This window comes from Acidovorax carolinensis, assembly GCF_002157145.1.
Classification (GTDB): Bacteria; Pseudomonadota; Gammaproteobacteria; order Burkholderiales; family Burkholderiaceae_C; genus Acidovorax; species Acidovorax carolinensis.
Map to the genome: position 1 here is coordinate 2,480,122 of NZ_CP021361.1, position 23,646 is coordinate 2,503,767.

The window sequence follows — 23,646 nt, forward strand, 5'->3', positions numbered from 1 at the left end:
TGCTTCACACCTTGGAGGAACCCGTCATGAACCTGCTCAGGATCACCGCATCGCTTTCGCTGACGGTACTGTTGGCTGCTTGTAGCCGGTCGGAGGCGCCCAAGCCCGCCGACCTCCCGAGCGTAGAGGAGCTGGCCACCGACCCCGTGCGCCTGAAGGAACTGCGCAAGCAGTGCAAAACGGATCGCCCGACGATGGGCGACGTGCTGTGCAACCGCGTTGGCGAGGCCACGAACCAACGCTTCTTCGGCGATGGCAAAGTGCCCTATACGCCGCCGAAGGAGCCACCCAAGTTCTAATCGTCGGCTGGCCGCAACGCGGCCTGCATTTCTTTCTTGATGCGCCGCAGTGCGTTTGTGCACGCGGTGTTTTGACACTATTCGTTCCTGCCTGAAACGATGCTTTTTGCGTCTTCGACCTGTTGACAACGGTCTTTGACCGGCATGCCCGGCGGCACTGATCCTGATGCCTGCGGCACCTCGCTGTGCCGCGATCGGAGGCGGGCAATGCAAGGGACGAACGTGCTGTTCGGTCAGATCGCCGTGGTATTCGGCATCGTGATAGCCGGCGTGTGGGGCGCCACGCAATGGACAGCAGCGGCCCTTGGCTATCAAGTACGCCTTGGCTCGCCCTGGTTCGACTTTCTTGGCACGCCGATCTACCACCCGTGGAAACTGTTTGAGTGGTGGTTCGTTTTCGATGCCTATGCGCCGCGCGTGTTCGACACCGGCGGCGCCATCGCGGGCGGCAGCGGCCTGCTGGCGCTGGTGGTCGCCATCGGCATGTCGATCTGGCGCTCGCGGCAATCGCGCTTGGTCACGACCTACGGCTCGGCCCGCTGGGCGAATGCGGAGGACATTCGCAAGGCCGGCCTCACGCAGTCGACCGGCGTGTTCCTCGGCCAGCACGATCGCCAGTACCTGCGCCACGAAGGCCCGGAACACGTCCTGACCTTCGCGCCCACGCGCTCGGGCAAGGGCGTCGGCCTCGTAGTGCCGACCTTGTTGAGCTGGCCCGAATCCGCCGTCATCCACGACATCAAAGGGGAGAACTGGAGCATCACCGCCGGCTGGCGTAGCCGTTTCAGCCACTGCCTGTTGTTCAACCCCACGGATAGCCGGTCGGCCGCGTACAACCCGCTGCTGGAAGTGCGGCGCGGCGCGCATGAAGTGCGCGACGTGCAGAACATCGCCGACATCCTGGTCGATCCCGAGGGCGCGCTGGAGAAACGCAACCACTGGGAGAAGACCTCGCACGCGCTGCTGGTCGGCGCCATCCTGCATGTACTTTACGCAGGTGAGGACAAGACGCTACGCGGCGTTGCCAACTTCCTGTCCGATCCGGCCAGCCCCTTCGAGCTGACCCTGCACCGCATGATGACAACGCCCCACCTGGGCGATGGCCCGCATCCGGTGGTGGCCTCGGCGGCGCGCGAAGTGCTCAACAAGAGCGACAACGAACGCTCGGGCGTCCTGTCCACGGCCATGTCGTTCCTCGGCCTGTACCGCGATCCCACGGTGGCCGAAGTCACCTCGCGCTGCGACTGGCGCATCGCTGACCTGATTGCAGCCGAGCATCCGGTGTCGCTGTACCTCGTGGTGCCGCCATCGGACATCAGCCGCACGAAGCCGCTGATCCGGTTGATCCTCAACCAGGTCGGTCGGCGATTGACCGAATCGCTCGACGGCAGCGATGGCATCCAGCGCCGCCACAAGCTGCTGCTGATGCTCGATGAGTTCCCGGCGCTGGGCCGTCTGGACTTCTTCGAGACGGCGCTGGCCTTCATGGCGGGCTACGGCATCCGCAGCTTCCTCATCGCGCAGTCGCTCAACCAGATCGACAAAGCCTATGGCCAAAACCACTCGATCCTGGACAACTGCCATGTGCGCGTGACGTTCGCCACGAACGACGAGCGCACCGCCAAGCGCATCTCCGAGACGCTAGGCACGGCCACCGAACTGCGCGCCCAGCGCAACTATGCCGGCCACCGGCTGGCCCCATGGCTGGGGCACCTGATGGTGTCGCGCCAAGAAACGGCCCGCCCGCTGCTGACGCCGGGCGAAGTCATGCAGCTTCCGCCCGACGAGGCCGTGGTGATGGTGTCCAGCGTGGCACCGATCAAAGCCAAGAAGCTGCGCTACTACGCGGACAGCAATTTCAAGCGCCGCGTGCTGCGGCCGCCTGCGCTTGCGGATGGGCAGTACGCCGACGCGCCGCCGTCGCGGCCCGACGACTGGAGCGAGCTGGCGATTCCTGCCGTACCCGCTGCACCTGCCACGGCATCCGCCGATGGCCTGGGGTCCACCGATGACGGTGGCCCGCGCCGTCAGCCCGAACTCACCGAAACCGTCACCTACGACCCCGAGTTGGCCGCGCCCGCGGCCGACCTGGCGCTGCTCGATGACGACGAGGACCTGCCGCTTCCCCTTCTTCGTCAGCTCGATCCGGCCATGCAGCGAACGGCCCGGCTGGCATCCCTCGACCCCAACGACGGAATCGAGCTATGAGCCAACACCGCCTGAATCTCTTTATCCAGCCGGAGCACGCAAAGCGCTTGGACGAGCTGGCCGCCAAGAAAGGCGTGTCCAAGTCGTCCATCGTCGCGGCGGCGCTCGCATCGTGGCTGTCGCCCGATGCCGCCGACCAGCGCGAGGCGGCCATCGCCAAGCGGTTGGATCGCCTATCGCGCCAAGCCGAGCGTCTGGAGCGCGACCAGAACATCCAGATCGAAACGCTGGCGCTGTTCATTCGCTACTTCCTGACCGTCAGCACGCCGGTTCCCGAAGCGCATCAGGAGGCGGCCCGCGCGCATGGCAAGGCGCGGTTCGAGCAGTTCGTCGAACAGTTGGGCCGCCACCTTATGCGCGGGCGCAGTTTGGTGCGTGACGTGGTGGAGGAACTGCACCCCGACCCGATGCGGATGGATGACGCGGCGGCAGTTGCCGAAGCGCGGGAGCGTGCCTCATGAGCGCCCGCATCTCCACTGAAGGGCAGTCCATGACCGCCACGTCGCTCGACCGGCGCATTCAGATGCTGCGCACGGCAATGGGGCCGCTGATCGCTGCCGCGCTGGAGGACCCGGACGTGGTGGAAGTGATGCTGAATCCCGACCGGACGCTATGGGTAGATCGGTTGTCCTCGGGCCGCGCGCCGATGGGCGTGGAGCTGTCCGAAGCGGACGGCGAACGCATCATCCGGCTGGTCGCGGCCCACGTCGGAGCGGAAGTCCATCGCGGCCAGCCGCTCTTATCCGCCGAGCTGCCCGAAACCGGGGAGCGCTTCGAGGGCATCTTGCCGCCGGCCGCCCCGGGGCCGGCCTTCGCCTTGCGCAAGCGCGCCATCGGCGTGATCCCTCTGGAGCGGTACGTCGTCGACAGAATGATGACCAGCGCCCAGGCGGGCTTTCTGGTTCGGGCCGTGCGCGAGCGGCAGAACGTCCTGATCGCCGGTGCCACCAGCAGCGGCAAGACTACGCTTGCCAACGCGCTGCTGGCCGAGATTGCCGCCACGGGCGATCGCGTGCTGGTGCTCGAAGACACGGTGGAGCTGCAATGCGCGGCCCGTGACCACGTGCCGCTGCGCACGCGCGCGGGCGTGGTGTCCATGACCGAGCTGGTGCGCTCGTCGATGCGCCTGCGCCCGGATCGCGTCGTCGTTGGCGAAGTGCGCGGCGCGGAGGCGCTGGATCTCATCAAGGTATGGGGCACGGGCCACCCCGGCGGCATCGCAACGATCCATGCCGGCTCCGCGCTCGGCGCACTGCTGCGCCTGGAGCAACTGATTCTCGAAGTCGCGGTGAACCCGCCGCGTGCGCTGATCGCCGAGGCGGTCAACGTGGTGATCCACATCGCCGGCCGCGGTCGCAAGCGCCGCATCGAGAGCATCGCCCGTGTCGGCGGCTTCGACGGCGTGGGCTACCGATTGGCGGATTGGGAGGGCGCGATGGACGCGCCGTTTTCCGAGCTGCCGCCCAACCCCGATGCCGCATCCGCTGCGGCGACTTCCCCATCCCCTGACTCACTTGGAGAACTGCCATGACGCAGATGACTATTCCTGCTCTCCGTATTTCTGCAAATCCGGCTCTGCGCCTTGCGCGGCTGCGCTGCCTGGCCCGCCCTGCGGGACAAGGGCTGCTGCTGGCCGCGCTGCTGCTGTTCCTGGCCGGAACCGCACAGGCCGCCGGTTCCTCCATGCCGTGGGAAGGCCCGCTGCAATCCATCCTCGAATCCATCCAAGGGCCGGTGGCGCGCATCGTCGCGGTCATCATCATCATCGCCACGGGCCTTGCGCTCGCGTTCGGCGACACGTCCGGCGGCTTCCGCAAGCTGATCCAGATCGTCTTCGGTCTGTCCATTGCCTTCGCGGCTTCCAGCTTCTTCCTGTCGTTCTTCAGCTTCTCCGGCGGGGCCGTCGTATGAGCGCGGCCACCGATCTTCCGGGCCTCGAGGTGCCTCTGCACCGCTCGCTGACCGAACCGATCCTCATGGGCGGCGCTCCGCGCACCGTTGCGATTGCCAACGGCACGCTCGCCGCGGCTATCGGGCTGGGCCTGCAACTGTGGATTCCCGGTGTCCTGCTCTGGATCGTCGGCCATTCGCTGGCTGTGTGGGGTGCGCGTGTCGATCCGCAGTTCATGGCCGTGTTCGCGCGGCACATCAAGCACCGCCCGCTGCTGGACGTGTGAGAGAGGACGCCGCAATGCAGAACCTCGCCGAATACCGCCAGCGGCCCGCATTGCTCGCCGACTGGCTGCCGTGGGCCGGGCTGGTCGCGCCGGGTGTCGTCTTGAACAAGGACGGCAGTTTCCAGCGCACGGCGCGCTTTCGCGGGCCTGACCTCGACAGTGCCACGCAGGGCGAATTGATCGCCACGTCGGCACGCTTGAACAACGCGCTGCGCCGCTTGGGTTCGGGCTGGGCATTGTTCATCGAGGCCGAGCGCAGCGCCGCCGCCGACTATCCGCACTCGGCGTTCCCCGAGCCGCTGTCGTGGCTGGTGGACGAGGAACGCCGGGCCACCTTCGAGGAATCGGGCAAACACTTCGAGAGCGGCTATCACCTGACGCTGGTGTACCTGCCGCCCGAGGAATCACGCGCCCGCGCGGCGGGGATGCTGTACGAGAACCGTCCCACCGAAGGCGTGGACTGGCGCGAGCGCCTGACGGCCTTCGTGGCGGAAACGGATCGCGTCTTCGACCTGCTCGATGGCGTGATGCCGGAAATCGCCTGGCTCGATGACGGGCAGACGCTGACCTACCTGCATTCGACCATCTCGACGCGGCGCTATCCGCTGGCGGTGCCCGAGGTTCCGTTCCACATCGACGCGCTGCTGACCGATTCCGCACTGATCGGTGGCCTGGCGCCCATGCTGGGCGAGCAGCACCTGCGCGTGGCGTCGGTGCGGGGTTTCCCGACCTCGACCTGGCCGGGGATTCTGGACGACCTCAACCGCCTCGGCTTTGCGTATCGCTGGTCAACCCGGTTCTTGTGCCTCGACAAGGCCGAAGCGGAACGGGAATTGGGGCGCCTGCGCCGCCAGTGGTTCGCCAAGCGCAAGAACGTCATCGCGCTGCTGCGCGAAACGATCTTCCAGCAGGAAAGCCCGCTGGTGGATACCGACGCCAACAACAAGGCAGCCGACGCCGACGCTGCCTTGCAGGAGCTGGGCAGCGATCAGGTCGCCTTCGGTTATCTGACGGCGACCGTCACCGTCATGGACACGGACGCCGCCGTGGCAGACGAGAAGCTGCGCATGGTTGAGCGCGTCATCCAGGGCCGGGGCTTCGTCACCATCCCCGAAACGCTCAACGCCGTGGATGCGTGGCTGTCCTCGATCCCCGGCAACGCCTACGCCAATGTGCGCCAGCCCATCGTCTCGACGCTGAACCTGGCGCACATGATGCCAGTGTCGGCGGTGTGGGCCGGTCCGGAGAAGAACGACCACCTCGACGGACCGCCGCTGATCGTCACGCGCACCGATGGCGCCACGCCGTTCCGGCTGGTGACGCACATCGGCGACGTGGGCCACACGCTGGTCGCTGGCCCGACGGGCATGGGCAAGTCCGTTTTGCTCGCCATGCTGGCGGTGCAGTTTCGCCGCTATCGCGGCTCGCGCATCTTCGCCTTCGACATGGGCCGCTCGATGCGGGCCACGATCCTGGGCCTGGGCGGTGAGCACTACGACCTGGGAACGGACGGAGAAATCGCCTTCCAGCCCTTGGCCCGCATCGACCGCGAGGGCTACCGCACCTGGGCCGCCGAATGGATCGAAGGCCGCTTGTTGCACGAAGGCGTGGCGGTCGGCCCCGACGAGAAAGCGGCTATCTGGTCGGCGCTGGGAAGCCTCGCCGGTGCGCCTGTGGAGCAGCGCACGATGACGGGGCTTTCCGTGCTGCTGCAATCGAACGCGCTGCGGCAGGCGCTCGTGTCCTATGTGCTCGACGGCGCACACGGCAAACTGCTGGACGCCGACCACGACCGGCTTGGCATGGCCGACGTGCAGTGCTTCGAGATGGAGGAGCTGATGCACAGCAAGGCTGCCGTCATGGCAGTGCTGCATTACCTGTTTGCGCGCTTCGATGAACGCTTTGACGGTGCGCCCACGCTACTGATCCTCGATGAAGCCTGGCTGTTTCTCGATGACCCGGTATTCGCGGCACGCATCCGGCAGTGGCTCAAGACGCTGCGCAAGAAGAACGTCTCGGTGATCTTCGCTACGCAAAGCCTTGCCGACATCAAGGATTCGAGCATCGCGCCCGCGATCATCGAGAGCTGCGCCAGTCGCATCTTCCTGCCAAATCCGCAGGCCACCGAGCCGCAGATTCGCACGATCTACGAGGGCTTCGGCCTCAACAGGCGACAGATCGAGATCGTCGCCACCGCGCAGCCCAAGCGCGACTACTACTACCAATCCCGCCTCGGCAATCGCCTGTTCGACCTCGACCTGGGGGCCGCGACGCTGGCCTTCGCGGGCGCTTCCACGCAGCAAGACCAGCGAGACATGGACCGCGTGCTGCTGGATGCCGGCGTGCCCGGCTTCGCGGGCGCCTGGCTGCGCCATAGCAGCCTCGATTGGGCGGCCGACCTGCTGCCCTCGTTCCCCGGCCTTGCGCCGGGTTCCTCTCCTACCGCTGACCACCCACAGGAGAACCAGCCATGAAGATCCGCGCGCTTTCCATTTCGCTCGCCGTCACGCTGTCGCTCTCGCTGTTGACCTCGTCACCTGCATTGGCCTGGCGCATCGTCTTTGATCCGTCCAACTATGTACAGAACACGCTGACCGCGATCCGCACGCTGGAGCAGATCAACAACCAGATCCAGCAGCTTCAGAACGAAGCGCAGATGCTGATGAACCAGGCGCGCAACCTCGCCAGCCTGCCGTCCAGCGTGGTCGGCCGGTTGCGTGCCAACCTGACGACGACCGAGCGGCTGATCGCCCAGGCGAGGGGCTTGGCCTACGACGTGACGAATCTGGATCAGGAGTTCGCGCGCCTGTACCCCGAGCAGTACGCCCCTACCGTGAGCGGCGACCAGATGGTCCGCGACGCGCAGGAGCGTTGGAAGAACACGCTCAACGGCTTGCAGACCACCATGCAGATGCAGGCGCAGGTGTCGCAGAACCTGGGCGAAGACGAAAGCGTGCTGGCCGACCTTGTTGGCAAGAGCCAGTCGGCCCAAGGCGCGCTGCAAGCTATGCAGGCCATGAACCAGTTGCTGGCCTTGCAGGCCAAGCAGTCGATCCAATCGCAGCGGCTCCAGATCACGCAAGACCGGGCCGCTTCGCTGGAGCTGGCGCGGCAGGCTGCGGCTACGGAGCGCGCCCGCGAAGTGCGGCGGCGCTTCCTGGGCGATGGCACGCCGTACACGCCGCAGCGCGTGGATTTCTACAGCAACTGACGGGAGGCCGCCATGCAAAGCGTCCTCGTCCTGTCGGTTTCGCTGCTTGTGGCGCTGCTGGCCGCTTGCGGCGAGCAGCCAGCCGACAACCTTGCCGATGCCCTGGCCGCCGATCCCGTGCGGCTCAAGGCATTACGCGCGCAATGCGCAGCCGACCGGCAGACCACGGGAGAGGACGCTTGCCGCGCCGCCGCCGAAGCCTTCCGGCGGCGCTTCTTCGCCGGCCATACCGGCCCGGATGAATACCAGACGCTGGCCGACCTGCCGCCGATCCCGCCGAGCTTTGATGAACCGGCTGATGGTGTAGCGCCGGCATCACCGGTCGAACCGGAGGACAAGCCATGAATGACGTGACCATCATCGATCGCTTCCTCAACACGTTCTCCACCTACATCGACTCGGGGTTCGGGCTGTTGCAGGGTGAAGTGGCGTTTCTCACCGCCACGCTGATCGTCATCGACATGACGATCGCAGGGCTGTATTGGGCCATGAGCCACGCCACCGGCCAGGGCGATGACGTGATCGCCAAGCTGCTGCGCAAGGTGCTCTACGTCGGCGCATTCGCCTACATCCTCAACAACTTCAACTGGCTGGCCAGCATCGTGTTCCGCTCCTTCGCCGGGCTGGGCCTGACGGCCACCGGCTCGGCCATCACGATGGAGAACTTCTTGCAGCCTGGTCGACTGGCAAAAACCGGCATCGACGCTGGCGCGCCGATTCTGGAGCAGATCGGCGACATGGCAGGCTTTCCCGAGGTGTTCGTGAACCTCGATCCCATCGTGGTGATGTTCCTTGCCTGGTTGGTCGTGGTCTTGTGTTTCTTCGTGCTGGCGATCCAGCTTTTCATCACGCTGATCGAGTTCAAGCTGACCACCCTCGCTGGCTTCGTGCTGGTGCCGTTCGCGCTCTGGAACAAGACCGCGTTCCTGGCCGAGAAGGTGCTGGGCAACGTCGTGTCCGCCGGCATCAAGGTGCTGGTGCTGGCCGTGATCGTGGGCATCGGCTCGGGCCTGTTCGCGGAGTTTCAGGTGCCTCCCGCCGAGCCGTCGATCGACCACGCGCTGGTCATCATGCTCGCCTCGCTCACTTTGTTGGCGCTTGGCATTTTCGGCCCTGGCATCGCCACGGGCCTCGTATCTGGTGCGCCGCAGCTTGGCGCGGGTGCGATGGCGGGTGCCGTTGTCGGCGCCGCCGGGACGGCCGTTGCTGTCGGCGCCGTCGCGACTGGCGTAGGTGGCGCCGTCATGGCCGGGGCGCGCATGGCGCCGGCCGCCGCCAAGCTGGCCGGAAGTGGTGCGCGTGCGGCCGCTTCGACGGCCAACAGTGCCCGGTCGGCGTTCCAGGCGGGTTCTTCCGCCGCAGGCGGTGGTGCGAAGGGCGCAATGGCCGGCTTGGGAAACGTCGCCAAGACTGGCGCGCAGTCTGCCGGACGGGGCGCAGCGTCCCGCGCATCCGCCTTCGGCCAGAAGATGACCAGCTCCTTCCGTGGCGGGTGGAATGGCCCGGCTGACGACGGCGCGAGTGCGGCATCCGGCCAGGCCTCCACAGGCGAAGCCGCAGCGGGCGGCGCCAACGCGCAGAAGCAAGAACAGCCCGCTTGGGCCAAGCGGCTGAACCGCCGCCAACAACTCACCCATGCCGCGACCACCACCGCCCACACGCTGCGCGGTGGCGATGGCGGCGGCTCCGGCCAGGGGCCGAGCCTGCGTGATTCCGATTCATAAGGAGAACTGACCATGCAATTCAAACGACCGCAGGTGCGCTACGCCGACACGCCGCAGCCTGCCACGCCGTACCAAGCTGCCGGCCAAGTATGGGACGAGCGCATTGGTTCGTCCCGCGTGCAGGCGAAGAACTGGCGCTTGATGGCCTTCGGCTGCCTGACGCTCGCGCTGCTGATGGCCGGCGGCCTGGTGTGGCGCTCGGCGCAGTCCATCGTGACTCCCTACGTGGTGGAGGTGGACAGCGCGGGCCAGGTGCGCGCCGTGGGCGAAGCCGCCGCGCCGTACCGGCCGGGCGATGCGCAGACCGCGCACCACATCGCGCGCTTCGTGACGCTGGTGCGCTCGCTGTCCATCGACCCGATCGTCGTCCGCCAGAACTGGCTGGACGCCTACGACTACACGACCGACAAGGGTGCGGCCGTGCTCAACGACTACGCGCGGGTCAACGACCCGTTCGCGCGCATCGGCAAGGAGTCGGTGACGGTGCAGATCAGCAGCGTCGTGCGCGCCAGCGACACGTCTTTCAACGTGCGCTGGACAGAACGCCGCTACGTCAACGGTGCCGCGACAGGCCTGGAGCGGTGGACGGCCGTGGTGTCCATCGTGGTCCAGCCGCCGCGCACCGAAGAACGCCTGCGCAAGAACCCCCTGGGCATCTACGTCAACGGCCTGTCGTGGAGCCGAGAACTGGATTCTTCTGAAGGAGCCAAGCCATGAATGATCTTTTCCGTAAATCTGCCTTGCCGGTGATCCTGCTTGCATCGACTGTTCTGTTCACGGGCTGCGCCACGCAAGGCAAACCGCCGACCATCTCGCTCGATGAGCTGGTGCAGGCCCAGCCGCTGCCCGAGCCGCCTGCGCCGGTGGAGGTGGTGGCCGTGCCCGAGGTGCTGCCGATGCCGGCGCAGTTGAAGCCATTGCCCGAGGCCGAGGACGCCAAGCCCACGCCGGAGCCAGCCGACGAGAAGGTGCGCGTCTCGCGTGCCAATGCCGAGGCCCGCGTCGCGCCCACGCGCGAGGGCTACGTCAACGCGATTCAGGTGTGGCCCTTCACCGATGGCGCGCTGTACCAAGTCTATGCGGCCGTGGGCCGCGTGACCGTGGTTTCGCTCCAGCCGGGCGAGGAGCTGGTGACGGTCGCCGCCGGCGATACCGTGCGCTGGATCGTGGGCGACACGTCCAGCGGCAGCGGCGCCGACCTGCGCGTGAACGTGCTGGTCAAGCCGATCCGCTCGGGCCTCAAGACGAACTTGGTCATCACCACGAGCCGCAGGACGTACCTGCTGGAGTTGGCTTCGACGGAGAAGACGTGGATGGCCTCCGTTTCCTGGGACTATCCGCGCGACCGGATGCTGGCCTTGCAGCGCCAGGCGCAGGCGGCCAGCGCCGCCGCGCCAGTCGATACCGGCCTGGCGCTGGAGAAGATCCGCTTCCGTTACGCGGTATCGGGCAGCAACCCGCCGTGGAAGCCCCTGCGTGCCTTCGATGACGGCGAGAAGGTCTATATCCAGTTTCCGGCGGGCATTGCCCAGGGCGAGCTGCCGCCGCTGTTCGTCATCGGCGTGCAGGGCGACGGGCAACTGGTGAACTATCGTTTCCGCTCGCCGTACTACATCGTGGATCGCCTGTTCGGCGCGGCCGAACTGCGGCTGGGCGGCGATGGCGGCGACGTGGTGCGGATCGAGCGCACCGATGGCGTGGCGCGGAGGAACTGACCATGAGCCAGGATGACACTCCCGACCTCGCCGCTCCGCCGGCGGGCAAGGTGGCGCCCGAGGCTGTGGCGCTGCGTGCCCAGCCGCGTCCGGTCACGCGCCTGAACCGGCGCACGCTGGCCATCCTCGCCGGCGGCCTGTCGGTCGCCGTGCTTGGGGCCACGATCTGGTCGCTGCAACCGCAGCGGCGCGGTACGGGCGAGCAAACCGAGCTTTACAACGTCGATCGCGTCTCGAAGTCCGAAGGGCTGGATGCGCTACCGACGGACTACTCGAAGCTGCCGCCAGCCTTGCCGCACGATGTACCCGAGCTGGGGCCGCCGCTACCGGGCGATCTCGGCCCGGCCATCGTGAAGTCGCAGCAGCCGGTGACAGCCGCCTACGCGGCTCCCGGCCACGACCCGAACGATGCGCTGCGCAAGGAAGCCGAAGCTGCCGCAGCATCGTCCGTGTTCTTCCGCTCGGGTGCGCAGGCGGCCGCGCCGGTCGCGCAGTCGCAGGCCGCCACCGCGCCGGGCTTCGCCGCCAATGCGGCGTTCGACCCGATGGCCGCCGGGCCGGCCTCGACGGCGGCCCAGCCTGCCGATCCGACCGCCGTGCAGAACCGGCAAGACCAGAAGGAGGCTTTCCTGAAAGGCGGCTCTACGGAAACCCGCAATTCCGGCAACCTGACCCTGCCGGCTTCGCCGTATCAGGTCATGGCCGGAACGGTGGTCGCCGGAGCGCTGGTGACGGGCATCAAGTCGGACTTGCCCGGCGACGTGATCGCCACTGTGACAGAGCCGGTCTATGACACGGCCACCGGGCGTTTCCTGCTGATCCCGCAGGGTTCGCGCATCCTGGGCAAATACAACAGCCAGGTCAGTTACGGGCAGAGCCGCGTTCAAGTCGTCTGGAATCGGATCATTCTGCCGGACACGTCTTCGTTGACGCTCGACAATCTGGCCGGCGCAGATCCGGCCGGCTATGCCGGCCTGGAAGACGATGTGGACTACCACTGGGGCCGCATCTTTGCCGGTGCGGCGCTGACGACCCTGCTGGGCGTTGGCGCCGAGCTAGCCGCGCCGGAGAATCGACAAGATGGCGATCGCGTCATCATTGCCGGGCGTGACAGCTTACAGGACACGGTGAATCAAATCGGCCAGGAAGTGACCCGGCGCAACCTCAACATCCAGCCCACCTTGACCCAACGGCCCGGCCTGCCGGTGCGGATCATCGTCAACCGCGACTTGGTGTTACGGCCGTACCAGCCGCTATTCTTCAATCGGGGGACTTCACGATGAGCACAACCAAGAAGCTGCGGCTGGGGCCGCTGCCCAAGACCGAAAGCGTCAAGCTCACCTTTGCCTGCCCGGCCAGTCTTAAAACCGACCTCGACCGCTACGCCGCGCTGCACGCGCAGGCGTATGGCGAAGCAGTCGATGCGGCGACGCTGATCCCGCACATGCTGGAAGCGTTCATGGCGGGGGATCGGGGATTCAGAAAAGGAGGGGCAGGCAAGGCCGCCCCGCCGAAGCCGAGTTGACGATGCGGACGCCTCTACCATCCGCCCACGATGAAAGCGCAGCCCAAGGGCTGCGCTTTCGCTTTGAGCGGTGGCTTGCGATAGGCCGGGCTATGATGGCGGTGCGACCTTGCCCGCTCCGCCGCTCCTAGGCTTGCTACCGCGAAGCGCCTATGCGGCACCTAGCTCAAAACGCGGTAAGAGCACACCGAGGCCGAAATCTGGCCTAACCTATTGCCCCACAAGACCTTTCGTACCGTTGCACGTCCGCACTAACGACTTGACAGCGGACATTTTTTAATTGGTGGCTTCCCTTTTAACATCAACGCCCACCAGGCCGGTATTGAGCGCCAGCGCAGCCCCCAGCGGCTTTCCCGCCAGCGCCACCATGCCGCACACCAGCAGCCAGTGCTCGGTCGCCTTGAGCGCCGTATCCAGCGCCCAGCGCTTCACGTCGGCCACTGGCATACCTCTGGGCACCCAAACCGCTTCATCCCAGTGCCACGTCGCCAGCCATGTGGCTTGGTGACCACCATTTGCACCTACATACCGCAACTGCGGTGCCCGGTGCCCAGCCGCCTCAAACCGCTCGGCAATGGCCGCTTGGTGCGCCGCCCACAGCCGCCCCTCCCCCTGAATCTCCAGCCACAGCCCCAATCCTTGCGCCCAGCTCCTTTGGCGCAGTCGCAGCGCTATGACCACGGGCGTATGGGCCTGCAGTTCCCTCGCTTGCGGCTCCAGCACCACGCCCGCCTCGGAATAGCGCAATGCCAACGCTGGTGATAACTCAACACGCCATTCGTCGCTGCTGGCGGCGGTGCTTGTTTCTTGGGCCACATGCACCTGCAACGCCTCGGCCACACACTGCCACCAGAGCACCCGCAGGCCCGGGGCATCGTCAACCCCCATCGCGGCACGCTCCCAATGGGCTACTTGCCTGGCCAGCACCCTTTGTGGCACACCCATCGCCTCCGCCGCATCCCGAAACGCCAGCATGGCATTGCCCTCGCTGACCGAACGCCCCAGCACCCTCCGGGCAAACCTCAGCACCCAAGCATGGTCTGTTCGCCCCGACTTGGCTTGCCACAAAAGCACTACTGCCACCGCGCCCAGCGTATCCAGCGACTCGCGCAAGGCCTCCTCAAACCCACCAGTGCCCATCCATGCATGCCACTGCACCAGCCCGGTAATGCCGTACGCCGCCAGAAACCACACCAGCACGCGCAGAGCACGCACATGCTCCAGGGTGGGCATATTCCACAGCAGGCGAGCCACTTCACCATCGCCTTCGTCGCTTGCCGGGTACTGCCCCAGCAAGGCCCGCAGATCCTGCAAGGAATCCAAGCCCAGGCGGTGCCGGGCGTGTTTGCAGAAATACCGCACCGCCGCCATGCGCTGCGGCCACGCTGGCGGTGTGTGCAGCGCGGTATCAATCACTTCCAACACCAGTTGCGCCGCACCATCCCCGGCTTCGTGGGACTGCGGTGGCGGTAACTCCAACAGCGCGGTCAGCAGCCGCTCAAACGGATCGGGCGTCAAGGAATCGTCGAGCATGAAAAGCACCTCCAAAGAAGCCAAATAACGCAAAGAAGAAATTCCCGCCCATGCGGCAGCGGCACCTGGCACAAAGCTCGGCGCCACTGAAAGCGGAAATCGAAAAAAGAAAAGGAGAATGAAAAACCGAAAGGTGGAGCGAGCCGAACGGGGCTACTCGTCCTCTTGCGCCTGCGGCACAGGCGACAGCACCAACACCGCGTCGATGTTCACGCGCTCACTGAACGTGGCCACCACACGCCGTGGCTGCTTGCTCGCCCAGCCGGTCAGCATGGCATTCCACGGCACCAGCGGTATCGGTGCCATGGCGGGGTCGAGCACCAGCAAATCGCTGCGCTCTCCCGCCTCGCAGCGCACCCCCACGGCCAGCACCCAGTGCATATAGCGCTCGGTAGAAAAGCAAACCAAGCACAGCTTTCCATCGGCCAGCGCATCCAAGGTGCGTTCCGCCACGCGCGAGCGCAATTCCTTGCAGTGCACGCGCTCGGCATAGGGGGCCAGTTGCTGCTGCAGCTCCTCAACCTCACAACCATCGAAGTAATATCGCTGCGCCACTTTGCGCAACGCTTTCAGCCGCGCATCACGGGTGTCCCAAATCAGCGCATTGCGCCGCACTTGGCCAAACACCATCAGCGCCATCAAAACGCAGTGGTAGCCGCAAGTGGCATCCACCTCCCCCTGGCGCACATGCAGCCGTTGGTTGCCCACCATGGGGCCGTGCATGCCAGCACTGATGCGGGGGTGGCAATGGTAGGAATGCTGCATGGCTCAGTATTCCTCCGGCAGCAGCAACGTGGTCGAGCGCCGGTCGGCCTCGGTGATGATCCACAGCCGGTGGTTCGGGGGGATGTCGTAAGCCGACAGCAAACGGCTGCCGTAAGTGAGCGCTGCAGCATTCGCTTGCTTGTCCTCCTGGCACAAGTCACCCCAATCCCCAGCGACGTGGCGCAGCACGAACGGCAGCGGTGCCAACTGCAGTGCTTCGAGCATGTCGAGCGCACCGGGGGTGATCAGCACGGTGCCCAAGGGGAACAAGGGGCGGCGTTGTTGTTCGTAACGCGCCAATGCGGCGGCCTGACCAGGCGAAGAGGTCATGGGAAAACTCCTGAGACGAAAAGAAAGGGAGAAGGGAAAAGGGCGAAGCGCAGCTATGCACTCGGCACCACCGGCAGCACACCCTGGCGCGATTCGCCACCACACAGCCGAATACCACCGCGATGACACGGCCACGGCGGTGCCACGCGTGCTGTCATGGCGACAGCCGCGCGCACGCTACCGTGGGGTCACGGCGCGAAGGGACTCAAGCTGGGGGATGGGAGAAAGCGGCCTGGGAATACAGGCGGGGAGAAAGCGGATATTGAAGTTTGAATCAGCAGCAAACCAATTCAACTTAAAATCAATTATTTCGCCAATATATTATATCACATTTTGCAAGTCGCAATATATCGAACAAATGTAGCTCAATATTCAAAGCTTGAGTGATCAACCAATATGGATTCCATTATTTTCAAATCAAATTGCGTGAAAACCAATATTTGAATATTGCTAAAGGCGCTAAAAGACCAAGTTTTTAGCGCTATCCTCATAAGCTTGACTGGAAAACAAGCAAAACCTCATGACTACCTACCGAGAACTACTGGAGCAAAGAGCCGCACTGGATCAAAAAATTGCCGTTGCGCGCAAGGCGGAAGCAAAGCAAGCGCTGGAGACGATCCATACACTGATAGCCGAGTTCGGTTTCACTGCGCAGCAAGTCTTTCCTTGGAAGCCCGCTGTCAAGTGTGTTGACGCCAAGTACCGTGATCCGCTAACGGGAGCGAGCTGGAGCGGCAGAGGAAGAGCGCCCAAATGGATCGAAGGGAAGAATCGGGCAGAGTTTTTAGTTTGACTCGCTGTGCTGCAAATTCTTGGTTGTGGCCGATGATCTCATTGACGGTCGCTGTTAAGGTGGCTGCTTCAGGCTGGTTGCTGCCACTCAAGTGAGCGAGATGACTGACCGCAGCTGTCGGAACCGGCCGTTCAAGATACAAGTCCGTGGAGGTCAGTTGCGCGACTTGGACCGGACAATTACCTGACATGTTCTCACCAAGTCCATATGAGCGACGGCTCATGGGCCCCGCGAACAAGCACTTTGCGCCCGAAGTGATCGGAAGGCTATCCAAAAGCGGGCGTCTAACTTTTCGACATAGGCGGTGGCCCTCGACCCGGCCGTCGCGTTCATGCCCTGCGGGTGGCGCGCAGCGCCGTAGAGAACTGAAATGAGCCTCGTGCCGAGGCTTCAATGCGATCAACGAATCGACGCAGCGTCGTCGGTACTTGCACTGGGGTGCGGGATGCTCCGCAAGTCACCGAGCCCCACATCCAGTGACAGATCGCTGCACGCCAAGCGCAGACATTGCGAATCACAGGATCACGGCCAGTGAGAAGCTAGGATGTGCTTTGATGCGCTTGGGCAATCGAGACCAATAAATGCGATTGCGGGTGAATATGGTCACATTCGATTAATTTCAGACCATATGGGATTGGGTAATATCTTCCCCAATCTTCGAAATACGACGACTAACGCTACCAGCCTCCGGACGCTCCTCCGCCACTAAAACCACCGCCGCCGCCCTCCAGAGGGACTCAAGGTCGGGCGAGCCATCAGTATAAACAAGGTGCCAGTATGATGCTGCCTCAAGCTTTCTAAGGCGAGAAAGCTTAGATCCGATCAGCTGCAAATTTTCATCACTCGGATCACCTGAAAATATTTCGACAGAATCGACAAATTCTTGCTGGGCATCTCGGCGCAATGCCAGTAATTCTTTTTGAAAATCGACGCCATTCATGCCAAACTCCTTAATTCGTCGCGCTAGCAAAAGAACTACTTCTCATCTGGAGAGTCTTCATTACCGGATCAAATTCGGCGCCGGAGTCCAAGCTGTCGAAAAAGAAGTTCAAATACTGCGAAAGTTCGCTTCTAAGCGGATGGCACCGATCCGCCTTAGGTCGACCGCGCATTGCCTCCCAAGGGCAGCCAGAATAACAAATTGGAAGTGCAACACAAGCAAGGCACTCCGGGTCTTCAAAGGGGCTAAAAGAAGTCCACTTTCTTCGATTATATTTTTGGATCGTGCTTATTGGTATTGCCGCCAAGCCTTTACTTCCAATTTTTCCAATACTTTCAGCAGAACTTCCTACGTCCAGGTAGCATTTCTGAACCGCTCCCGTTGGCTCTATTACAAAGCCCCCCTCGACCACGGCGCTGCAGATATTTGTGGTGGCAAGTGGGGTCCTAACCTTAAACCCCTTGCGTAATGCGCTGCGCTTGTACTCTAGAGATTGAGATACAAATTTAGATGTCTTGATCATATCGTTGAGTTCAGGCTCAGACATGTCAGAACAGCCTACGCCATTTGCATGCAAATTTGCAAAATATATTATTGCGAAGTCAGCCACCCCTGCCGACGCAAGCTGATCAAGCAGTTCGTCAATACGCTCGGAATTTCTTTCTGAAATGTTAACCCTAATTATAATTTTGAAGAATTCACTAGCATTGACGATATTTTCCACTATTCGATTGAAAGTAGGTTTACCACTTTGATGTCGAATAATGTCATGAATTTCCATCGGGCCGTCAAATGAAACTTGAACTTCATCGACCCCTGCCCGACTTAGATCTTGGGCGACCCCCCTATCGAGAAGGTAGCAGTTTGAAATCATTTTAGATCTAAATGCAACGCCGGCTGCATTGCATTGATCCCTGACATGTGCGGTTATGTCGACGATAGCATCTTTAACCAGAAGAGGTTCGCCGCCATACCAGTTTATCGAGGCTCTGGTTAAATTTGGAAGCCGTGTTTCGAGCAACTCAAGAACACGTGAACGAACCTGCCCACCCATTCTTCCAGGCTCACGCTTTTCATAGCAGTAATAACAAGAAAAATTGCAGGCCAGAGTAGTTAGTACTGTCAGGTTTAGATCGTCTGTTGCGCTTTGAATGCCCTTATAAAGATCCTTAACCAGCGCGGTTGAATCTGCGCCAGCAACCACCATGAAATTCATGACAAAATCGAGCGCTTCAACTACCTCGCGCTCATTCTCAAAGGCTCCGCCATCTATGACTCGCCTAACGGAAGGGTTCTGGAGAAGATCAAATTGTGCCAGCGCCCCCGTCCGATAATTAAAACCCCTAGCCGAACTTCCATCGGGCGAAATTCTGAACTGCGAATATTTGTCTAACTCGTAGTCAATCACCACAACCTCGCGACGGCATTCAGAGGCCAATCCTAAGCCTGTACACCGCATCCTGCGATGCACCATCCCATAGGGCTAGCTGCTCGAACCGTTGATGTTCCAGATTTGGCTTGCTCCTCTAGCCATTCCGAGATAGCCCGTTGCAACTGAAGAACGTCGATGTCCGACATTTTTTCTACAGTCAAGGAGTCTGGAACGGTTACGGACAACTGTTGTCCGCCAACGGGCTTAATAATCCATTGATTTGCCATGTGTGCTCCGAGCTAAGGTTGAAGATCAAACGCTTGTAGCGGAATGCAAGGTACCGCTTAACAAGCTCAATGTCCATAGGTACTTGCACTACGTCTGCAGACCTGACGCGCCTTCTGCTTGGCATCGCACACTGACTGTTATTAGTGCGCTTCGCCATTGACTCCAATGTGAAAGCGCCAAGAGGTGGCCAACCCGCCCGTCTCAAAGGCTCACACTAGGTGGGCTTCAAATCAGGAGTCGGGCGACCTAGTGCATTCCCCTAAGGCCATCAACCGCTTGCAAAAGCAACGACCGCTTGGGAGTCGAGACCAGGCGTTCGACCGGAAGAGTCCGACGACGGCAGCCGCTGCTAAACCGTCTATGTCACGGGTCTGATTGAGGGCTGAAGTTATCCAATCGATCAATCTCGGTTCCGGTGTACGGTCGATCACTTGCGTTGGTCTGGCGAATCAAGCAACTCAACCTGCTGCGTCAGATCCCTGGCGCCATGAACGAAACGAACTAACGGCGGCACCTTAATAAGTACCTCGGCCTCCCCCACCGTGCCATGCAGCCAGGCGTCCCAGTCCCCCTTTTCCAGCGGCACAACCGTGCGCTTGTCCTGCATATCCGGTGCCCGCTTGGGGTCTGATCTGTGCATCAGGTTCAGCACGGGCACGTTGTCGCAGTTCTGCGTGATCATGGTGTAGCTGGGTAGCACCTCGCCCGTGGCCGGGTCGGTCCACTCCGCCCACAGGCCAGCCAGACCCCAGGGTTCGCCATCGGCGCGTGAGAACTGCCAGGGGATGTGCTTGCCGGTACCCCAGTAGGGCTCGACGTAGTTCTGAGCGGGGATGATGCAGCGCTGCCCCTTGCGCCACGGGCCGCCATAGGTCCAGGACTTGGCCATGCCTTCGCGCCGTGCGTTGACGGTGCTCAGGCGCTTGCCGTCCTTGCCGGTGGGGATGTGCGTTTTGGAGTTCGGGGGAATCATCCCCCACTGACCCACCACCAGCTCGCGCCCTGTCCCCTTGGCTCGTAGGAAGGGGCCACGGTACAGCGGGCTCATCTTGTCGCGCCACTCCTCCTCGGGCACGTCTCCGAAGTGGAGAACAAGCTGCTCGCGGCCCGGGACTTCGTAGTACGTGCACATGTCACCATTCTGGCAGTAGGTAGCTATACTGTAACTATGTCCAGTGTTTTAGATTCCCCCCTGCCCGTCCCCTTCGATGAGGCGGTAGAGGCCCTAGCATTGCCCGTGTGTGGCGTGAGCGTGCGGGCGGGGTTTCCATCACCTGCCGACGACTTCGTGGTGGAGCGGCTGGACATCATGCAGCTGCTGGTCAAGCATCCGCAGGCCACGTACTTCTGGCGCGTCCGCGGGGACTCGATGCAAGACGCTGGTATCGAGGACGGCAGCATCATCGTGGTGGACCGTGCCGTCCGCCCCAAACACGGCTGCATCGTGGTGGCCCTGATTGATGGGGAATGCACGGTGAAGTATCTGTACCAGCGCGCCGGGCGCATGAAGCTGCGCGCGGCCAATCCCACCTACCCCGACATCATCCCCCGCGAGAGCCAGACGGTTCAAGTTTGGGGTGTTGTGCGTGGGTGCGTGAAGTTGTTCGCTACTTCCTGACTCGGCGCTTGCGAGTGCACCTGTATGTATGCCCTGGTCGATGGGAACAACTTCTATGTGAGCTGTGAGCGTGTGTTCCGGCCGAGCCTGGACGGGCGGCCGGTGGTGGTGCTCAGCAACAACGATGGCTGCGCCATTGCCCGCAGCAACGAAGCCAAGGCCCTGGGCATCAAGATGGGGGCGCCTTGGTTTCAGATTCGGCACTTGGAAGAAACGGAGGGCCTGGTGGCCCTGAGTGCGAACTTCACGCTGTACGGCGACATGAGCGACCGCATGATGAGCGTGGCGGCTGGCCTTGGGCCGGTGCAGGAGATTTACAGCATCGATGAGAGTTTCATCGGCCTGCAAGGTGTGCGCGGTGATCTGACCCAACGCAGTCGCGCCATCCGTGAGCGCATCGACCGCTGGGTGGGCATCCCCTGCGGGGTGGGCATTGGCCAGACCAAGACCCTTGCCAAGCTGGCGAACTACATCGCCAAGACCGCCGAACGCAAGCCCGGCAGCTACCCGAAGGAGCTGTCCCAGGTGTGCAACCTCACCACCCTGCCAGCCCAGGATCTGGACGATGTTTTGGCCGCCACGCTGGTGGAAGAAGTGTGGGGCGTGGGGCGCAAGATTGCCGCGCAGCTGCATGAGGGTGGTATCCACACCGTGCTGGACCTGGCGCGCATGGACCCGGCCACCATCCGCCGACGCTGGAGAGTGGTGTTGGAGCGCACGGTGCGCGAGTTGCAGGGCATGCAGTGCATCGATCTGGATGACGCGCCTGCGCCCAAGAAAGAGATCGCCTGTACCCGCTCGTTCGGCCAGGCCATCACCGAGCTGCCACCGCTGGTGGAGGCTGTGAGCGAGTTCGCCAGCCGCGCGGCAGAGAAGCTGCGCAAGCAAGGCAGTTTGGCGAGTCAGCTGCTGGTGTTTGCCCACACGTCGCCGTTCAGGCCCGGGCCACGGTTCAACAAGTCGGTGGTGGTGCCCCTGCGCCGCCCCACTGCAGATACGGGGAAGCTGGTATGGGCGGCCGCGATGGGGATGCGGCGCATGTACGAGCCTGGCTACAAGATGGCGAAGGCCGGGGTCATGCTGTTGGACCTAGTGCCGGGCAGCGTGCTGCAGGGGGAGCTGAATCTTGAGGAAGAAGACCAGCGGGACCGGACCAAGTTGATGGTGGCGCTGGATGCCCTCAATGGGCGGTATGGCAAGGGTACCGTGCACTCAGCGAGCACGGGTGGGACCAACAAGGGCAAGGACTGGGGGATGAAACAGGAGAGGCGCACGCCGCAGTACACGACGCGGTGGGAGGATATGCCTGTGGCTAGAGCCTGAGCTGAGCCAATTCGGCTACTCGACAACTTAACCATTGAGCATGCACCGCCGATTTGCCCAAAACAGCTGGACTGGCCCGCACCGAGAAAAACTTCTGTATAAGCAATTCACAATGAAAACCAATGATCCCGCTCCCCCGAATCGATGTGGCTATTGCGGAGCTACCAGTTACCGTCGGGTTCTTGGCCGCGACCTGAATGGCGTGATGCGATACACCGCCCAGCTCCTTTGCTCTGGGTGCTCCCGCGAATTTGCTGATATGACGGCGTGGCGTCGGGGGGCGGTCAGTGAGCAACCCCTGCCCGTGGCCCCCGAGCACTTTCTTTGCGCACGTAACCCCTGACATAACTAGCGCTTGCGCCAAAATAGTGCAAACGCCACAAAACATCAGGAGGAACCATGGTCAGACGCAAGAAATCCAGTCCATTGGAAGATGCCCTGGACTTGCTTGCCATGCTCCCCTGGTGGGTCTGCCTAGTACTCGCAGCGGTCAGCTATTTCCTGCTGCATCGCCTAGCGGCGCCCATCCAAGCCTCTGACATTCCAGGCCAAGGGGGCGCCGTGGTGGGCGCCATGGTGCAAAAGGCCATCATCCATGGCCTGGCAAATGCCGGTCAGTACATCGTGCCGCTGCTGTGCATTGCAGCGGCAGCCCTTTCAGCTTGGCGGCGCAAACAGCGCCAAGCCCTGGTTTCGGACGTGGCGCAAGCGCGCAATGCCGACGCCCTGGACGGTATGAGCTGGCGGGAATTTGAACTGCTGGTCGGTGAAGCCTACCGACTGCAGGGATACCGCGTGGCAGAAATCGGTGGGGGCGGCCCCGATGGCGGCGTTGATCTCGTCCTGGTCAAAGGCTCTGAGAAATTCTTCGTGCAGTGCAAACAGTGGAAGGCCTACAAGGTGGGCGTGACCACCGTGCGCGAACTCTATGGCGTCATGGCTGCCAAAGGTGCCACAGGAGGCTTCGTGGTCACTTCGGGGCGGTTTACGACCGATGCCAAAGACTTCGCCCAAGGGCGCAACATCGAACTCGTTGACGGTCCCCGGCTCTTCGCCATGATTCAGCAGGCACGGAGCACACAAGGCCAACTGGAAGCCACACATCGCGAGACTCCCAGCTCGATGGGGAGCCCAGAACCCCAACCCAGAACTGCAGCCCCCGTTCCCCAGGCTACCGTCAAGGCCGGTGCCCAACCCGAATGCCCACGTTGTGGTGCCGCCATGGCACTGCGCACCGCCAGACAAGGGGCCAATACCGGGAACACGTTCTGGGGTTGCACCACTTACCCCCAATGCCGGGGAACCGTGGCTGCCAGCTAGTTCGAGTTTGAAACCAATGCGCTTGTTTTCTTCACGTTTGAACCCCATCCGCCGCCTTCATTGGTCGCTCGCACTGCTGTGCCTGTTGAGCTTCAGCATTGCTGCCCACGCACAAAAGCCCGTCTACCGCTGCGAGACGGCAGGCAAGGTGAGCTATTCGGATGCACCTTGTGTGGGGGCGAAGGAAATCGATGCAACACCCACACAAGGCATGGACAAGATGACCGGCACAAGCCGCAAGGGTGCCGATGTGCGGCGGGATGAGCACAATGCATTGATGGCCGATGCCTTAAAGCCACTGACGGGCATGAGCCCTGAACAGTACCGGGTCTACAAGCACCGATTCAAGCTCAGCCCCAGAGACAAGGCGGAATGCGCCCGGCTGGATACCGAGCTGCCAGAACTCAAACGGCGCGCTGCCACAGCACCTCCCGGTGACAAAGCCCTGGCCGACGTGGAACTGTACAAGGCACGCAAACAGTTCAACGACCTGAACTGCTAGCTC

25 protein-coding genes are annotated in these 23,646 nt (G+C 62.8%); 19 read left to right on the forward strand and 6 right to left on the reverse strand.

Features of this window, described 5'->3' with window-relative positions; all coding sequences use genetic code 11:
• Window positions 1-26: 26 nt before the first annotated feature.
• The 14 genes from CBP34_RS11550 to CBP34_RS11615 all read left to right on the forward strand — a co-directional run bounded on the left by CBP34_RS11550 (window position 27) and on the right by CBP34_RS11615 (window position 12,859).
• A complete protein-coding gene (locus tag CBP34_RS11550; RefSeq protein WP_094098086.1) occupies window positions 27-299 on the forward strand; it encodes an EexN family lipoprotein in 273 nt (90 codons plus the stop codon).
• A gap of 207 nt (window positions 300-506) precedes the next feature.
• A complete protein-coding gene (locus CBP34_RS11555) occupies window positions 507-2,507 on the forward strand; it encodes a conjugal transfer protein TraG (RefSeq protein WP_094098087.1) in 2,001 nt (666 codons plus the stop codon).
• A complete protein-coding gene (locus tag CBP34_RS11560) occupies window positions 2,504-2,968 on the forward strand; it encodes a ribbon-helix-helix protein, CopG family (protein ID WP_094098088.1) in 465 nt (154 codons plus the stop codon). The genes CBP34_RS11555 and CBP34_RS11560 overlap by 4 nt, the downstream gene beginning before the upstream one ends.
• Window positions 2,965-4,038, forward strand: coding sequence for a P-type conjugative transfer ATPase TrbB (trbB, locus tag CBP34_RS11565; protein ID WP_446682088.1), 1,074 nt, complete (start codon window positions 2,965-2,967; stop codon window positions 4,036-4,038). Before CBP34_RS11560 ends, trbB begins: the two co-directional genes overlap by 4 nt.
• Window positions 4,035-4,418: a TrbC/VirB2 family type IV secretion system protein gene (locus tag CBP34_RS11570; protein WP_094098089.1), complete on the forward strand. Its 384-nt coding sequence runs from the start codon at window positions 4,035-4,037 to the stop codon at window positions 4,416-4,418. Before trbB ends, CBP34_RS11570 begins: the two co-directional genes overlap by 4 nt.
• Entirely contained in the window at window positions 4,415-4,684 is a 270-nt protein-coding gene (locus CBP34_RS11575) for a VirB3 family type IV secretion system protein (RefSeq protein WP_094098090.1), read from the forward strand. The genes CBP34_RS11570 and CBP34_RS11575 overlap by 4 nt, the downstream gene beginning before the upstream one ends.
• Before the next feature lie 14 nt (window positions 4,685-4,698).
• Window positions 4,699-7,158, forward strand: a complete 2,460-nt coding sequence (gene trbE, locus CBP34_RS11580) for a conjugal transfer protein TrbE (protein ID WP_094098091.1) — start codon at window positions 4,699-4,701, stop codon at window positions 7,156-7,158.
• Window positions 7,155-7,895, forward strand: a complete 741-nt coding sequence (gene trbJ, locus CBP34_RS11585) for a P-type conjugative transfer protein TrbJ (RefSeq protein ID WP_094098092.1) — start codon at window positions 7,155-7,157, stop codon at window positions 7,893-7,895. Before trbE ends, trbJ begins: the two co-directional genes overlap by 4 nt.
• A 12-nt stretch (window positions 7,896-7,907) precedes the next feature.
• Window positions 7,908-8,240 carry a hypothetical protein gene (locus tag CBP34_RS11590; protein ID WP_094098093.1) on the forward strand — a complete coding sequence of 111 codons (333 nt, stop codon included), beginning with the start codon at window positions 7,908-7,910 and terminating at the stop codon, window positions 8,238-8,240.
• On the forward strand, window positions 8,237-9,619 hold the full coding sequence (gene trbL, locus CBP34_RS11595) for a P-type conjugative transfer protein TrbL (RefSeq protein WP_094098094.1): 1,383 nt from the start codon (window positions 8,237-8,239) through the stop codon (window positions 9,617-9,619). The genes CBP34_RS11590 and trbL overlap by 4 nt, the downstream gene beginning before the upstream one ends.
• Window positions 9,620-9,631: 12 nt before the next feature.
• A complete protein-coding gene (gene trbF, locus CBP34_RS11600; RefSeq protein ID WP_094098095.1) occupies window positions 9,632-10,336 on the forward strand; it encodes a conjugal transfer protein TrbF in 705 nt (234 codons plus the stop codon).
• Window positions 10,333-11,334 carry a P-type conjugative transfer protein TrbG gene (gene trbG, locus CBP34_RS11605; RefSeq protein ID WP_094098096.1) on the forward strand — a complete coding sequence of 334 codons (1,002 nt, stop codon included), beginning with the start codon at window positions 10,333-10,335 and terminating at the stop codon, window positions 11,332-11,334. The genes trbF and trbG overlap by 4 nt, the downstream gene beginning before the upstream one ends.
• Before the next feature lie 2 nt (window positions 11,335-11,336).
• A complete protein-coding gene (locus CBP34_RS11610; protein ID WP_058182894.1) occupies window positions 11,337-12,617 on the forward strand; it encodes a TraB/TrbI/VirB10 family type IV secretion system protein in 1,281 nt (426 codons plus the stop codon).
• Window positions 12,614-12,859, forward strand: coding sequence for a DUF2274 domain-containing protein (locus tag CBP34_RS11615; protein WP_011716368.1), 246 nt, complete (start codon window positions 12,614-12,616; stop codon window positions 12,857-12,859). Before CBP34_RS11610 ends, CBP34_RS11615 begins: the two co-directional genes overlap by 4 nt.
• 276 nt (window positions 12,860-13,135) lie before the next feature.
• Here CBP34_RS11615 and CBP34_RS11620 read toward each other — a convergent pair whose 3' ends face one another.
• From CBP34_RS11620 to CBP34_RS11630, 3 genes are all read right to left on the reverse strand, one after another.
• Window positions 13,136-14,392 carry a hypothetical protein gene (locus CBP34_RS11620; protein ID WP_094099153.1) on the reverse strand — a complete coding sequence of 419 codons (1,257 nt, stop codon included), beginning with the start codon at window positions 14,390-14,392 and terminating at the stop codon, window positions 13,136-13,138.
• A 153-nt stretch (window positions 14,393-14,545) separates the two neighbouring features.
• Complete coding sequence (locus tag CBP34_RS11625; protein WP_094098097.1) at window positions 14,546-15,157, reverse strand: hypothetical protein; 612 nt, start codon at window positions 15,155-15,157, stop codon at window positions 14,546-14,548.
• A 3-nt stretch (window positions 15,158-15,160) separates the two neighbouring features.
• Window positions 15,161-15,487 (reverse strand): type I restriction endonuclease subunit M, encoded by a 327-nt coding sequence (locus CBP34_RS11630; protein ID WP_094098098.1) that lies wholly within the window; start codon window positions 15,485-15,487, stop codon window positions 15,161-15,163.
• Window positions 15,488-16,007: 520 nt separating this feature from the next.
• Between CBP34_RS11630 and CBP34_RS11635 the strand changes: the two genes are divergently transcribed.
• Window positions 16,008-16,280 carry an H-NS histone family protein gene (locus CBP34_RS11635; RefSeq protein WP_094098099.1) on the forward strand — a complete coding sequence of 91 codons (273 nt, stop codon included), beginning with the start codon at window positions 16,008-16,010 and terminating at the stop codon, window positions 16,278-16,280.
• Window positions 16,281-16,899: 619 nt separating this feature from the next.
• Here the strand turns inward: CBP34_RS11635 and CBP34_RS19445 are convergent.
• The 3 genes from CBP34_RS19445 to CBP34_RS11645 form a co-directional block, all read right to left on the reverse strand.
• On the reverse strand, window positions 16,900-17,220 hold the full coding sequence (locus tag CBP34_RS19445) for a hypothetical protein (protein ID WP_157896462.1): 321 nt from the start codon (window positions 17,218-17,220) through the stop codon (window positions 16,900-16,902).
• A gap of 10 nt (window positions 17,221-17,230) precedes the next feature.
• Complete coding sequence (locus CBP34_RS11640) at window positions 17,231-18,628, reverse strand: radical SAM/SPASM domain-containing protein (RefSeq protein WP_162290902.1); 1,398 nt, start codon at window positions 18,626-18,628, stop codon at window positions 17,231-17,233.
• A 679-nt stretch (window positions 18,629-19,307) separates the two neighbouring features.
• Window positions 19,308-20,012, reverse strand: coding sequence for an SOS response-associated peptidase (locus CBP34_RS11645; protein ID WP_094098101.1), 705 nt, complete (start codon window positions 20,010-20,012; stop codon window positions 19,308-19,310).
• A 36-nt stretch (window positions 20,013-20,048) separates the two neighbouring features.
• On the opposite strand from CBP34_RS11645, the gene CBP34_RS11650 reads away from it, so the two are divergent.
• From CBP34_RS11650 to CBP34_RS20380, 4 genes are all read left to right on the forward strand, one after another.
• Window positions 20,049-20,498, forward strand: a complete 450-nt coding sequence (locus CBP34_RS11650; protein ID WP_094098102.1) for a LexA family protein — start codon at window positions 20,049-20,051, stop codon at window positions 20,496-20,498.
• Between the two features lie 24 nt (window positions 20,499-20,522).
• On the forward strand, window positions 20,523-21,821 hold the full coding sequence (locus CBP34_RS11655) for a Y-family DNA polymerase (RefSeq protein WP_094098103.1): 1,299 nt from the start codon (window positions 20,523-20,525) through the stop codon (window positions 21,819-21,821).
• Between the two features lie 399 nt (window positions 21,822-22,220).
• Window positions 22,221-23,141: a restriction endonuclease gene (locus CBP34_RS11660; RefSeq protein WP_094098104.1), complete on the forward strand. Its 921-nt coding sequence runs from the start codon at window positions 22,221-22,223 to the stop codon at window positions 23,139-23,141.
• A 16-nt stretch (window positions 23,142-23,157) separates the two neighbouring features.
• Window positions 23,158-23,643: a DUF4124 domain-containing protein gene (locus tag CBP34_RS20380; protein ID WP_335622239.1), complete on the forward strand. Its 486-nt coding sequence runs from the start codon at window positions 23,158-23,160 to the stop codon at window positions 23,641-23,643.
• Window positions 23,644-23,646 lie beyond the last annotated feature (3 nt).